The organism is Arenibacter palladensis, from assembly GCF_900129275.1.
In the GTDB taxonomy this organism is placed as follows: domain Bacteria; phylum Bacteroidota; class Bacteroidia; order Flavobacteriales; family Flavobacteriaceae; genus Arenibacter; species Arenibacter palladensis.
In genome coordinates, this window is the sequence record NZ_FQUX01000001.1 from 1,020,252 (window position 1) to 1,034,243 (window position 13,992).

The window sequence follows — 13,992 nt, forward strand, 5'->3', positions numbered from 1 at the left end:
TATATAACAAGGTACTAAATTTGTTATATACAAACCTTTTGTTTATTGCTAACCATTAAACTTTGAAATATGTGTGGAATTGTTGGATATATTGGGCATAGGGATGCCTATCCCATTATTATTAAAGGACTTCAGCGTTTAGAATACAGGGGATATGATAGTGCGGGTATAGCCTTGTATGACGGTAATGAAATAAATTTATCCAAGACCAAAGGGAAGGTAGAGGATCTGAATAATAAGGCCAAAAGTACTATTTCCTTGGAGGGGAAACTGGGTATAGGCCATACAAGATGGGCTACACATGGTGTCCCGAATGATGTGAATTCGCACCCACATTATTCCAATTCTGGAGATTTGGTAATTATCCATAATGGGATTATAGAGAATTATGATGCTATAAAGAAGGAATTAACTAAGAGGGGCTATACTTTTTCTTCAGAAACGGATACGGAAGTATTGGTAAACCTTATAGAAGAAGTAAAGCGCAAAGAAGGGGTGAAGCTTGGAAAGGCAGTTCAAATTGCTTTGAATGAAGTAGTTGGGGCATATGCTATTGCAGTTTTTGACAAGCAAAAACCAGATGAAATAGTAGTAGCCAAATTAGGTAGTCCTTTGGCAATAGGTGTAGGGGAGAACGAATTTTTTATTGCTTCCGATGCTTCACCATTTATAGAATTCACCAATAATGCCATTTATCTGGAGGATGAGGAAATGGCGGTCATTAGATTGGGGAAGGAAATTAAACTTAGAAAAATAAAGGACGATGCCATTGCCTATCCTTCCATACAGGAATTGGCACTTAATCTAGAGGAAATTGAAAAGGGCGGTTTTGATCACTTTATGCTAAAGGAGATCTACGAACAGCCAAGAGCCATTTTAGATACCTATCGCGGACGCCTATTGGCTAAAGAAGGGATAATAAAAATGGCGGGTATAGATGATAATTTGGAAAAGTTCCTGAATGCCAATCGTATTATTATTGTAGCATGTGGTACTTCTTGGCATGCAGGATTGGTGGCAGAATATATTTTTGAAGATTTGGCCAGGATTCCTGTAGAAGTGGAATACGCCTCAGAGTTCCGCTATAGAAATCCGGTTATAACAGATAAAGATGTGCTTATTGCCATTTCCCAATCTGGGGAAACGGCAGATACCCTGGCCGCCATTAAATTGGCCAAGGAAAAGGGGGCCTTTGTATTTGGAGTGTGTAATGTGGTAGGTTCATCCATAGCTAGGGAAACCGATGCTGGTGCCTATACCCATGCCGGCCCCGAAATTGGGGTGGCATCAACCAAGGCATTTACTACGCAAATAACTGTGCTGACCCTATTGGCATTAAAATTGGCAAAGGAAAAAGGGGTTTTCAACAATACACGTTTTCATGAACATCTAAGTGAATTGGAGAATATTCCCTCCAAGGTAGAAAAGGCTTTGCTTTCCAATCCTTTGGTGGAAATAATATCCAATGTTTATAAAGATTCCACCAACTGTCTTTATTTGGGAAGAGGGTACAATTTTCCGGTTGCCTTGGAAGGTGCTTTAAAATTAAAGGAAATTAGTTACATACATGCAGAGGGTTACCCTGCAGCGGAAATGAAGCATGGACCAATCGCCCTTATAGATGAGCATATGCCGGTTGTGGTTATTGCAACCAATAAGGGGCACTATGAAAAAGTGGTGAGTAATATACAGGAGATAAAATCCAGAAAGGGTAAAATTATAGCTGTGGTTACTGAAGGTGACGTGCAGGTTAAGGAATTGGCGGACCATGTTATAGAAATTCCGGAAACATTGGAGAGTCTAACTCCCTTATTGACCACAATTCCACTTCAGTTATTATCGTATCACATTGCAGTGATGAGAGGATGTAATGTGGATCAGCCCCGTAACTTGGCCAAGTCGGTTACTGTGGAGTAGAATTACTCTTAATAAAACTAAAAAGACATCCGTAAATGGTGGTCCAAAATGGCCATTATTTACGGATGTCATTTTTTTGCGACCATTATTTTGTCAATATTTTATTAAAAAATGTTAAATTTTGAGTAAAAAATACTATGCATGCATAATTTATTTGATTTTCTTATTGTCAAATTGAAATTTGGTGTATATTGGCTATTAGGTGATATCTTACCATTTACTAATACTAATTTAACTCAAAACCTTATGAGATCAATTCTTCTATTATTCTTTTTCATGTTTGGAATGTTGGCGCATTCACAAACGATTATTAAAGGGAATGTGGTGGATCAAAACAATGACCCAGTACCTGGAGCCAACATTGTAATTATGGGCAAAGCCATTGGTACAGTATCCGATTTTGACGGGAATTTTATATTGAACACTAGTGAGAATCCGCCCTTTACTTTAAATATTACGAGTATTGGATTTGTGGCTTCTACAGCTAATATTACCCAAAACAATCAGACTATTGCAATTGTTTTAAACGAGGAACAGACAAGTTTGGACGAGGTGGTAATTTCTGCATCTAGGACCCCGGAGCGTGTTTTTGAATCCCCGGTAACTGTGGAAAGATTTGGACTTAGTGATATCCAGAATACTGCTTCGGCCGATTTCTATGATGGCCTGGAAAATTTAAAAGGTGTAGATGTAAACACCAACAGTTTAACTTTTAAATCCGTAAACACTAGAGGTTTTGCTTCTTTTGCCAATACTCGATTTATGCAATTGGTTGATGGGATGGATAACTCTACTCCGGCGTTAAACTTCCCTATTGGAAACTTAGTAGGGATGATAGAGACAGATGTTCTAAGTGTTGAATTACTACCCGGTGCATCCTCAGCACTTTATGGTGCCAATGCCTTTAACGGAATACTTTTTATGCGCAGTAAAAGCCCTTTTGATCATGAAGGAATAAGTGTATCTATAAAAAGAGGTGTCACCTCTCAAGAGTCGGCAGGAACTAATCCGTATACTGATTTTGGTATTCGTGCGGCACATAAATTCTCCGACAAATTCGCTGGAAAAGTAAATTTCGGATATTTAAAAGGTACAGATTGGGCCGCAACTAGTGAGGTTGATAAATTCGATCCATCTAGGACAAGGGCCAATTATAACTATGATGGAATTAATGTATACGGAGATGAAGTTTCCACGAACATTAGATCTGCCTCTGGCTTGGGAATTATTCCAGATGTAGAGGTAAGTAGAACAGGTTATAATGAGGGTGACTTAACCAACTATAACGCAGAAAGTATTAAGGCAGATTGGGGATTATACTATCGTCCAATTGAAGACAACAGCCTTGAGTTTTCTTACGTGGGTAAAGTGGGTACTGGTACTACTATTTATCAAGGAACAAACCGTTATAATATCAATGGTTTTTTTCAGGAACAACATAAATTGGAAATTAAAAATGACAATTTCTTTTTACGAGGATATGTTGTAGGGGATAAAGCAGGAGACTCTTATGATATGGTGTTTACGGGGATTAACATTAACAGAGCTTGGAAATCCGACGAAGACTGGTTTGGAGATTATATAGCAACTTATGCCGGAATAGAATTGTCCGGAAATCCTTCTGGTCTAACGGATGATCAAAAGCATGCACAGGCGAGAGCCGTTGCAGATACGGGTCGTTACCTGCCAGGAACACCGCAATTCGAAGCTGCATTTAATAAAAGTATAAATGATCCCGATCTATCAACGGGTTCTAAGTTTCAAGATGCCTCTAAATATTACCATGCCGATGGTAATTATAATTTTAGCCATTTGATTGATATTGCTGAAATTCAAATTGGTGGATCTTATAGAAAATACAGTCTAAATTCTGGAGGTACCATATATACTGATACTGATGGTCCAATAGATTATTCGGAATATGGTATTTATACCCAAATTCAAAAAAAGATTGAACTTTCCGATGAAAAAAGCATAAAATTGACAGGATCGGCACGTTATGATAAATCAGAATTTTTTGATGGCTTCATATCACCACGTATTTCTGCTGGTTTAACACTTAATAGAGATCATAACATTAGAGCCTCTGTGCAAACAGGATTTAGAAACCCGACCACGCAAGATTTATTTATTGGATTAGATGCGGGAAGAGCAATTTTAGTTGGTTCCGCACCTGAAAACTTGAACCGTTATTCTGACACCTATGATGTAAGTTCAACCGGTCAATTGTCAGGCCAGCCTGCATCAGTAGTACAAACAGGAAGAGCGGCATATGAAAATGCCTATTCAGCGCAGTCAGTGGAGACCTTTAAGATTACGGATAACGTGGCTGATTTAAAGGTTTCAAATCCGGAATTGGTAAAACCCGAACAGGTTACGTCTGTTGAGGTAGGGTATAGAGGAAAGATAGATAAACTGGTAGTTGATTTTAGTGCCTATTACAATAGTTATAAAGACTTCATTTCCCAAGAGGTTGTGGATGCACCTTTTTATGGTATTGCAGGTGATGGCGATCTCTCTATAGATGCTATCCGAAACGATGATATTCAGCGCTATAGTGCCTATACCAATACTGATGCCGATGTTAACTCTTACGGAGCTTCAATTGGTTTAGACATGAAAGTTCTGGGTAATTTTGATTTAGGAGGTAGTTATACTTTTACAAAGTTGGATTTTGATAGAGAAGCAAATCCGGATGTTATGTTGAATTTTAATACCCCGGAACATAAGTTTAAAGCCAATTTTGGGAATGAGGAATTATTCAAAAATTTTGGTTTTAATCTAGCATACAGATTTAGTGATGATTATTTTTGGGAAGCCACTTTTGGCAATGGTGTTGTGCCGGAATTCCATACACTTGATGCTCAAATTAGCTACACTGTTCCAAGCATCAAATCTTCCTTTAAGTTAGGTGGAACCAACATTACCGGCAAGGAGTATTTTACTGCCTTCGGAACAGGTTTTATTGGGTCTATGTACTACCTATCTTGGACAATTAATAACTAAACTAAAATCAAATCATAATTTGACATGAAAAATTTAAAATATATATTCTTAGCATCTTCACTGATTTTGTTTACTAATTGTAACGATCCAGAAGATGTAGATTTGAACGCTGTTGCGGAAGAGGAGGCAAAGCCCGCATTGACCGCTGGTTCCGCTGATTTTTCCAAATATGTGGCTATCGGAAATTCATTTACGGCTGGTTTCACTGATAATGCACTATTTGTCGCATCACAACAAAATTCTTTTCCTAATCTATTGTCGCAAAAATTTTCATTGGTAGGCGGTGGTAATTTTTCCCAACCATTGATGAATGATAATATTGGAGGACTTTTATTAGGAGGAAATCCTGTTTTAGATCCACAATCTGGAAAAAATCTATTCGCTCCAAGGCTCTATTTTTATTCTGATACCAATTCGGCATGCCCTGATAATACTGGCCCTGTTGTCCTTGGAATTGATCCTAACGACTCCGGTACCCAAGCAATTAGTTCTACAACAGATTTTTTATTAAACAATCCAACCGGGCCATTTAATAATATGGGTGTTCCTGGTGCAAAAAGTTTTCATCTATTAGCTCCAGGTTATGGAGCCTTGGCAAACCTTTCCTTAGGCCTAGCAAATCCTTATTTTATAAGAATGGCTTCAGAATCCAATGCTAGTGTTTTAGGCGATGTTGTTTCACAATCACCAAGCTTTTTTACATTTTGGGTCGGGATTAATGATGTTTTGGGTTATGCCCTTTCTGGCGGAGACGGATCTAGTGCCATCACGCCATTGGATGGAGCACCTGGAGTTGGTTTTAATCAAACGTATGCAACCTTGATCGGGGCAGTAACGGCCGGTGGGGCAAAAGGTGTAGTGGCAAATATTCCTGATGTAACAAGTATTCCACATTTTACAACGGTACCCTATAATCCATTAGACCCTAATGACGAATGTTTACAATCTTATACTGATCAAATACCTACGTTAAATGGTGTATTTGGCCAGTTGAATCAGGTGTTTGCCTATTTGGAGAGTCAAGGAATTCCAAACGCAACAGATCGACAAATTGTTTTTTCAACGACTGAGGCAAGTGCGGTTGTGGTTAACGATGAATCCTTAATTAATTTATCAACTCAAATTGCAGGAGTATTGAAGGTAAGTCCTACGTTTCCTGCGTTTGTGCAATCATTTGGTTTGCCAGTTGAAGCCGCGCCAGTGGTAGCCGATCTTTTTGGTTTAGCTTACGGACAAGCTAGGCAGGCTACAGCAGACGATTTGCTGGTATTGCCTAGTTCATCTATTATTGGTACGGTAAACACCAGTTCGGTAGCATTTTTAATGTCCCAGGGACTATCCCAAGCATTGGCTGGACAATTTTCAGTAGAAGGGGTGTCTTTACCATTAGCTGATAAATGGGTTTTATTGCCAAGTGAACAAGCAGAGATTGCAGCGGCAACGACTGCATTTAATACAACCATAGCAGCAACTGCTACTCAAGCAGGTTTAGGTTTGGTGGACGCCAATGCTTTAATGAGCAAATTGGCAGATGGAGGAGTTACCAGTGGTAATTTTATCTTAACGTCCGAATTGGTCAGGGGAGGGGCATTTTCTCTAGATGGTGTTCATCCAACAGCCAGGGGTTATGCTTTGATAGCCAATGAATTTATGAAAGCGATAGATGTTACTTATGGTTCAAATTTTGAGGCATCAGGTTCTTTATTGGATATAGGCGACTACCCAACAAATTATTCTTCAACACTTCAATAAAATGTAGCTAATTAAAACAGAAATACAGCACCTTATTAAAGGTGCTTTTTTTGTATAATTGATTTTAATTTTCTGAGTTTAAGTTAATATTGGTTATTATTTGAAATTTTTTTCGTGTTGCATAGCAAAGCTAAGAAAGGAGAAAAAGCTAATAAAGGGGTGGAAAGCATGTTTTTTTAGCAAATGGAAAAAGGATACCTGAGTTCTTCCATAAAAATTAAAAAAACAATTTCTTTTTAAGAATGGAAAACATATCTTTGCAGCCTTAAAAACAAAGCGGTATGTCGCGCTGTTTTTATTTTAAAGATAACAGTAAAACGTAAATACTCAAGTAATGTCTAAAGTTACAGGTAAAGTTTCCCAAATCATCGGCCCGGTAGTTGATGTTGAATTTCAGTCCGGAGCGGACCTTCCCAAGATCTATGATTCTTTGGAAATCGTTAATAAAGATGGTTCCAAGTTGATTTTGGAAGTACAGTCCCACGTTGGTGAAAATACGGTCAGGACTATTTCTATGGATTCAACAGATGGGTTAAGTAGGGGAGTTGCCGTTGAAGCAACAGGAAGCGCAATCCAGATGCCAATTGGTGATGATGTTTATGGTCGTTTGTTCAATGTAATTGGAGATGCTATTGATGGACTTGGGGATTTGCCCAAAGCCGGTAAAAATGGTCTTCCAATTCACAGGGATGCCCCTAAATTTGAGGATTTATCAACTTCTACCGAAGTTTTGTTTACTGGAATTAAAGTAATCGATTTGATAGAGCCTTATGCCAAGGGTGGTAAGATTGGTTTATTTGGTGGTGCGGGTGTTGGTAAAACCGTACTTATCCAGGAATTGATCAACAACATTGCAAAAGGACATGGTGGACTTTCAGTATTTGCAGGAGTAGGGGAACGTACCCGTGAGGGGAACGATTTACTTCGTGAGATGTTGGAGTCAGGAATTATAAAATACGGAGATGATTTCTTGCACTCTATGGAAGAAGGCGGATGGGATCTATCCAAAGTAGATAAAAAGGTAATGAAGGATTCCAAAGCGACATTCGTTTTTGGACAGATGAACGAACCTCCTGGAGCCCGTGCACGTGTGGCCTTGTCTGGATTGACAATTGCGGAATACTTCCGTGATGGTGCAGGTGAGGGACAAGGAAAAGACGTTCTTTTCTTCGTAGATAATATTTTCCGTTTTACCCAAGCTGGTTCTGAGGTATCGGCCCTTTTGGGACGTATGCCATCAGCGGTAGGTTACCAACCAACTTTGGCAACTGAGATGGGTGCCATGCAGGAGCGTATTACATCAACCAAAAGAGGTTCCATTACTTCCGTACAGGCGGTTTACGTACCTGCGGATGATTTAACGGATCCAGCTCCGGCAACTACATTTGCCCACTTGGATGCTACTACCGTATTGTCTCGTAAAATTGCGGAGTTGGGTATCTATCCTGCTGTGGATCCTTTGGATTCAACTTCTAGGATTTTGACCGCCGAAATTTTAGGTAAAGACCATTACGCCTGTGCCCAAAGGGTAAAGGAGTTATTGCAACGATATAAAGAACTTCAGGATATTATTGCCATCTTGGGGATGGAAGAATTATCTGAAGAGGATAAATTGGCCGTAGGTAGGGCAAGACGTGTACAACGTTTCCTTTCACAGCCATTCCACGTAGCTGAGCAATTTACAGGTATCCCTGGAGTATTGGTAGATATTAAGGAAACTATTAAAGGATTTAATATGATTATGGATGGTGAGTTGGATCATCTTCCAGAGTCTGCCTTTAACCTTAAAGGTACCATAGAAGAAGCTATTGAAGCTGGAGAGAAAATGCTTGCTGAAGCGTAAATGAGTAGACCGCAATCAGTAACGATTAACAAGATTTAATTGAATACTGACTGCTGAATACGAAATACCGATAAATATATGTATCTAGAAATAGTATCACCGGAAGCAACATTATTTGCAGGAGAGGTAACAGCAGTAACGGTACCTGGCGTAGATGGTGAATTTCAAATGTTGAACAACCACGCCCCTATCGTTTCCCTACTACAAGAAGGAAAGGTAAGGATAAAGGGTAATATAGTACTGGACGAGGTTTATGGAGACAAGTTTTCCAAAGCTTCGAATGGCGACACTATCCTTGAAATTAGCAGTGGTACTGTTGAAATGAAGAACAACAAAGTAATTGTACTGGCAGATTAACAATATATAATGCCATTCATAAATTAAGCAAAAGCCGTACGTTTCGTATGGCTTTTGTTATTTTAGGCTAATGGGTAAGAGCAAAATTATAATTTCTGAGGGGGTAAGGCCATTATGGCAGACCTTGATAGCTTCGGTTTTTTACACCTTGGCCATTATCTTACTGGCCATGTTCTTTTTTGGATACGAAATTGTTCCTTCAGACGTAAAGGATAACAGCCGAAATTTTGGTGTATTTTATGTTGCTACGGCCTGTATGGCACAGGGAATTATATTTTCCAATATAAAGAGCATTTTCTTCGATCTTGAAAATCAAAAATATAAGGAAGAATATCGGGTAGGACCTTTAGGTTTAGGGAGATGGAAATCCTTGCCCAAAATAGAATATGTATCCGTTTTTAGACAATTAAAGGAAAATAAATCGTATACCTATGAAGTTAATTTGTGGGTAAAGGGGAACAGAAGCTTTACCATTTATGAGGGCTTGGACCTGGGAACCACCTTTGCCATGGGAGAAACTACGGCCAAGACTTTAAATGTTGATCTGCTGGATGCAACTGTGTCCAATGATTTTAAGTGGGTAGATCTTTAGATTTGGGTGGTGTTTTGATTTCGATTGGATGTTGGTTCTATTTCTAAATTTTTTCTAAGTATTCCCTCCTAGAAACATGCAACTTCACAAGTGGTATCTCTTAGTCTTATGATATGCGTTAGGGACCGCGGCGGCATCCCCGAAGCAACGCAAGGGATATAGCCAAGGGCCCGCCCGACGAAGGAGGGAACGCCCAAAATGAAGAAAACATTGGGCAGTGTAATGCTATTTGGTTTATATAGGCAAAGCCCATGGGTTAATTCGTTTTTTTTCCGTGGTGTATGGCAATTTCCTCATCACTTAGCCGTAAAAATCTAGCGGCATTGTTATATAGAATATCTCGTTTTTGTTCGGAATTAAGAAAATCTGCGGTGTTGACAGCCTCTATTCCAACTTCAATAGTTTCTGGCCAATTCATTTGGTCGGACCCGAACATGACCCGTTTTCCAAAACCTGCCTCGAATATGCGCCTTAGGTATTCATGAAATGCTTTTCTGGGGATGGCGAAACAAATTGCACCAATATCAACATATGCCTGTGGATGCGTCCAAAGAACGGCTAGGAGATCGTCTATCATGGGATACCCTGCATGCATTAAATAGATTCTTAGTTTTGGATGTCGCATTAGAAGTTCTTCCACTACCATGGCGCTATGAAGTTTAGCCCTGTAATTCCCAACACCGGGTAGGTAGGCGGCACCTGGAGGTCCGGTGCCCACATGTATTCCTATGGGAATGTCCAATTCTTCGGCAATTTGGGCATAAGGATCAAATCTTGGGTCACTGGGCGAAACACCATTATATTGGATGGCTACTTCAGCAAATACCTTGTATTTTCCAGACGACAGGAGTTCGCGTACTTTTTCAGGCGTCTTATCGGACATAAAAAAATTGAAATGTAATGCTGGTATTATACGATCTCCACCAACGGCTATATAATCATCTATCAAGGACCCGCTGGTTATTCCATAGATATTATGCTTATTTAGAATCTCCAGGGTTTTGTCCATAAGTTCTTTGTCTGAAGTAGCTCCCCAAACGGCATTTTTGCAGTCGGGATTTTTGAGATATTCATTGAAGCCCTCGGCCCACGATTCTGCAGGATCATGAACGGGCATTTCTTCCGGCGGAGCACAAATGGCGTTGGGCGGTGGCCCGTTTTGAGAAGCGGGAAGGGCATGCAAATGCATATCCAATATGGGGAGTTTCTCCTGACAAAAACCTGTAATGGCTAAAAGTACCATAGGCAAAAGAGTTGTAAACCTCATTTCTATGTGCTTTAGAATTTAACATAATAATGGGCGCATAAAGGATATTTATGCTAAACGGGAAGAGAGTGTGGAGTATATGAACCTAATGTACAGTAAGATACAAATAATTTTATTTACCGATACGCTTTTTGGAGGGCAATTAATTTTTTAGTTGTACGGTACGTCCTGTTTTTGAACTCTTTACGGCGGCGTCCAGAATTTCCATGCTAATCATATTGTTTTCCAGAGAATAGGGGTCGTACCTTTCCAGGATAGTTTCACCTCTAATTACGGAAGCCAACAGGGCAAAGGGTTCGTCATAAGGGGCATCCCTTTCCCCCAGTTTAAAAATTTCCTCATCATAACCACTGTATCCTTCCGAAATACGAAGTCGCAGGTCATGTTTATTATCGGCATATATAGCACCCTTTTCCCCATAGATTTCCATATCCTTACGGCCAATGGGCCAGTTCCATGAGGGTTCCAGTATGGCCATGGCAGTGTCATAGGTAAGTATTATGGTGGCATCATCGTCTACTTTCGGGTTGTTTTCGGGCTGTAATTGTTGGGTTACCGCGGTAACGGAATTGGGTTTTTTGCCCTGTTGGATCCATGTCATGAGATTGGCACCGTAGCAGCCAAAGTCCATGATGGCACCACCTCCATTGAGCTTGGGATCGGTTAGGAAATTTAAAAATTCGGCACTTACCCCTATTTTTTTCGGTCCTTTATGTCCGTCCCTCACGATTACCTTTCTTAGAGCCCCTATAGTTCCCTTATGTAGCAGTTCATAGGCCTTCACATTGGTGGGATACCAAGAGGTCTCATAATTGGTTAGTAAATGTATTTGGTGTTTTTTGGCCAATACCTCCATTTTTTTGGCATGTTCCAAGCTTACGGCCAAGGGTTTTTCTACCATAACGTGGATACCTTTTGGTGCGCAGGTTTCAACTATGGCCAAATGATCGTATATATTTCCAAAGCCTGCCACTGCATCGGGTTTTACGGCGGCAATCATTTCCTCCATGGAATTGAACACCATTTCCATAGGAAAACCGTGCTTGTTGGATAGGCGCTGTGCCAGATCACGATTGGTTTCCACAATACCTACCATGACCACATCTTCCTTTGCCTCCCTATTTAAAATCCAACCAACATGTCCGTGGGTGAGGCCTACAACTCCCAATTTTATTGGTTTTTTCTGTGCGAAAGTGCTCGTAAGCGTCAACAAAATAACACAAAGGGATAGTGTAAAGGTGTTTTTCATGGTTATATAGTTACTAAGAGACCACAGTAAATAAACTTACCGTGGTCTTTGAAAGATACTACATTTTTAAATGCAAAAGATTCAACTAACTGGAGTTAATTGTCCTATAACTACCTCTATTACGGCCCCTTCGGTAGCCTTTTTATGGGCTGCTATATGTGCACTGTTGTTGTGTTGTTGCCAATGATCATAACTGACCCAATTTTCATAAAAGAAAAAACGATCTGGGTTTTCATTGTCCTGGTGTAGATCATAATTTAGGCAGCCTTCCTCCTTTAGGGTGGGAGGTATAAGTTTTAATAGGGCTTGCTTTACAAATTCTCGCTTTTCGGTTTTTGCCAAAATACTGGCCGTGATGGTCAATTGCTTGTTGCTCATTTTTAAATTGAATTTTATTTTTTAAATATATGGAACTTCTGGGGCATGGGGAAGGCTATTATATATTCTTTGGCACTTATAGGTGGAATCATGACAATGACATTTGAACATTTGCTTTCTGTATTTATGGGGAGTATGGGACTGGTCAGGGGTTTGGTCTAGAACACCCCTTTTGCGTTATTTTTTGTGGCGTTTAAACTTTCACCTGGCATTTCTCCCCTTATATTATGAAATTCCGTTTTTATTAATCCGGCTTCTTTTAGATACCAATCCTTGGTAAGGTTTTCCGGGATATTATCGCCAGTTTCATTCATCCATTGGTTTAAGGTTTCTCTCATACTTTTCAGGGTTTCGGCGTACTCGGGCAAGGAGGCTACATTGAGTAATTGTAGGGGGTCCCGACTATAATCGTAAAGTTCTTCATAGGGCCTTGGCACCATAAACACATCGGCCTGTATGGCAGAAAGTTTCCCTTGATCCTTTAAAATTTCCAATTCCTTAAAGGAAGGACTGCCAACGGCATCTGCCGGCCCGTTTTGTGGTTGCATAGGTCTCGAATTTAAGATATACATATAATTCTTGTTCCTGACCATACGTTCATGTGCTTCATAATCGTGCCAATTGTGCTCCGCGAACAGATAGTTGCGAAAATGTTGCTCCGGGTCTATTAAAAGTGGGGCGAAACTATGGCCCTGAAATTGGTCGGGACTTTCAATGCCTGCGAGAGTCAAAAGTGTGGGTGCAATATCCACGGCACTTATCAGGCTCTCACTACTAACATCTTTATTTATTATTCCATTGGGCCAATGCATGACAAATGGAGTTTTCATGCCTCGATCATTCACCCTTGTTTTACTGTGGGGGAAGGGTCGTCCATTATCCGACATAATAATTATTAGGGTGTTGTCCAGCTCTTTTTGTGTCTTCAGTTCATGGACCACTTCTCCTATATAGTAATCGAATCTTTTAATTTCATCATAGTATTTGGCTAGATCCGCTTTGGTTTCGTCTCCATTGGATAAATAGAATGGAGGTTGTAATTGGCTGGGTTGGTGTGTTCCCGAAAATTCATTGGGACCCCATTCCCGGTGGGCATCATAGGATGCGAACCACATAAAAAAGGGTTTGTTTTTAGGTCTTTTCTTTAGGGAGCTAACCCAACTTTCCTCGCCCCCATCACCGTTGTCTTTATGGCCCTCGTACATCACATCAAATCCACGTCGGGCATAAGGGCCCATATGGAATTTACCGGCCAGCACGGAATAATAGTTATTGTTCCTTAATACTTCCGGAAAGGAAACCATGTCCAAAGGAGGGGAGGTATGTAATTCGGCTGCTCCAGTATTATGGGGGCATCTCCCTGTAATTATGGAATTTCTGCTGGGACTACATGAGCTTGCCGTTAAATAGAAATTATCAAATTTTAACCCCTCTTTAGCAAGTTTATCAATATTGGGAGTTTTGACCTGTGTATTCCCGTAACAACCAATGTCGTCCCAGCTAACATCATCGGCTATAAAGACAATGATGTTCAACTTTTCTTTTTGTGCATAGACCGTACTGTAGACGGACAGATATAAGAGTATTGGGATAAAAAAATGCTTCATAATTTTTGCGGTTGACTTAGAAAA

Annotated in this window: 10 protein-coding genes; 6 read left to right on the forward strand and 4 right to left on the reverse strand. The window is 40.0% G+C overall.

All coding sequences use genetic code 11. The annotated features are described in order from the left end of the window. Positions 1–69: 69 nt before the first annotated feature. The 6 genes from glmS (at position 70) to BUA60_RS04065 (ending at position 9,467) form a co-directional block, all read left to right on the forward strand. The gene (glmS, locus tag BUA60_RS04040; RefSeq protein ID WP_072860417.1) at positions 70–1,917 is read left to right on the forward strand and encodes a glutamine--fructose-6-phosphate transaminase (isomerizing); all 1,848 of its coding nucleotides are present in this window, start codon (positions 70–72) and stop codon (positions 1,915–1,917) included. Between the two features lie 246 nt (positions 1,918–2,163). Next, a complete protein-coding gene (locus BUA60_RS04045) occupies positions 2,164–4,923 on the forward strand; it encodes a TonB-dependent receptor (protein WP_072860852.1) in 2,760 nt (919 codons plus the stop codon). A gap of 24 nt (positions 4,924–4,947) precedes the next feature. Continuing rightward, positions 4,948–6,675: an SGNH/GDSL hydrolase family protein gene (locus tag BUA60_RS04050; RefSeq protein ID WP_072860418.1), complete on the forward strand. Its 1,728-nt coding sequence runs from the start codon at positions 4,948–4,950 to the stop codon at positions 6,673–6,675. A gap of 334 nt (positions 6,676–7,009) precedes the next feature. Next, positions 7,010–8,518, forward strand: coding sequence for a F0F1 ATP synthase subunit beta (gene atpD / locus BUA60_RS04055; protein WP_072860419.1), 1,509 nt, complete (start codon positions 7,010–7,012; stop codon positions 8,516–8,518). Positions 8,519–8,596: 78 nt separating this feature from the next. Continuing rightward, positions 8,597–8,875, forward strand: a complete 279-nt coding sequence (locus BUA60_RS04060) for a FoF1 ATP synthase subunit delta/epsilon (RefSeq protein WP_072860420.1) — start codon at positions 8,597–8,599, stop codon at positions 8,873–8,875. A gap of 70 nt (positions 8,876–8,945) precedes the next feature. After that, positions 8,946–9,467 (forward strand): hypothetical protein, encoded by a 522-nt coding sequence (locus BUA60_RS04065; RefSeq protein ID WP_072860421.1) that lies wholly within the window; start codon positions 8,946–8,948, stop codon positions 9,465–9,467. Positions 9,468–9,723: 256 nt separating this feature from the next. Here the strand turns inward: BUA60_RS04065 and BUA60_RS04070 are convergent, their stop codons facing one another. The 4 genes from BUA60_RS04070 to BUA60_RS04085 all read right to left on the reverse strand — a co-directional run bounded on the left by BUA60_RS04070 (position 9,724) and on the right by BUA60_RS04085 (position 13,968). Next, the gene (locus BUA60_RS04070) at positions 9,724–10,734 is read right to left on the reverse strand and encodes an amidohydrolase family protein (RefSeq protein ID WP_072860422.1); all 1,011 of its coding nucleotides are present in this window, start codon (positions 10,732–10,734) and stop codon (positions 9,724–9,726) included. A gap of 142 nt (positions 10,735–10,876) precedes the next feature. Next, entirely contained in the window at positions 10,877–11,983 is a 1,107-nt protein-coding gene (locus tag BUA60_RS04075; RefSeq protein WP_072860423.1) for a Gfo/Idh/MocA family protein, read from the reverse strand. Positions 11,984–12,064: 81 nt separating this feature from the next. Next, the gene (locus tag BUA60_RS04080; protein ID WP_072860424.1) at positions 12,065–12,361 is read right to left on the reverse strand and encodes a putative quinol monooxygenase; all 297 of its coding nucleotides are present in this window, start codon (positions 12,359–12,361) and stop codon (positions 12,065–12,067) included. Between the two features lie 158 nt (positions 12,362–12,519). Further along, complete coding sequence (locus BUA60_RS04085; RefSeq protein ID WP_072860425.1) at positions 12,520–13,968, reverse strand: sulfatase family protein; 1,449 nt, start codon at positions 13,966–13,968, stop codon at positions 12,520–12,522. Positions 13,969–13,992: the final 24 nt, after the last annotated feature.

Bases quoted from the DNA above. Each gene is read 5' to 3' on its own strand.
- glmS (WP_072860417.1), top strand. From the start codon at position 70: ATGTGTGGAATTGTTGGATATATTGGGCATAGGGATGCCTATCCCATT.
- BUA60_RS04045 (WP_072860852.1), top strand. From the start codon at position 2,164: ATGAGATCAATTCTTCTATTATTCTTTTTCATGTTTGGAATGTTGGCG.
- BUA60_RS04050 (WP_072860418.1), top strand. From the start codon at position 4,948: ATGAAAAATTTAAAATATATATTCTTAGCATCTTCACTGATTTTGTTT.
- atpD (WP_072860419.1), top strand. From the start codon at position 7,010: ATGTCTAAAGTTACAGGTAAAGTTTCCCAAATCATCGGCCCGGTAGTT.
- BUA60_RS04060 (WP_072860420.1), top strand. From the start codon at position 8,597: ATGTATCTAGAAATAGTATCACCGGAAGCAACATTATTTGCAGGAGAG.
- BUA60_RS04065 (WP_072860421.1), top strand. From the start codon at position 8,946: ATGGGTAAGAGCAAAATTATAATTTCTGAGGGGGTAAGGCCATTATGG.
- BUA60_RS04070 (WP_072860422.1), bottom strand. From the start codon at position 10,734: ATGAGGTTTACAACTCTTTTGCCTATGGTACTTTTAGCCATTACAGGT.
- BUA60_RS04075 (WP_072860423.1), bottom strand. From the start codon at position 11,983: ATGAAAAACACCTTTACACTATCCCTTTGTGTTATTTTGTTGACGCTT.
- BUA60_RS04080 (WP_072860424.1), bottom strand. From the start codon at position 12,361: ATGAGCAACAAGCAATTGACCATCACGGCCAGTATTTTGGCAAAAACC.
- BUA60_RS04085 (WP_072860425.1), bottom strand. From the start codon at position 13,968: ATGAAGCATTTTTTTATCCCAATACTCTTATATCTGTCCGTCTACAGT.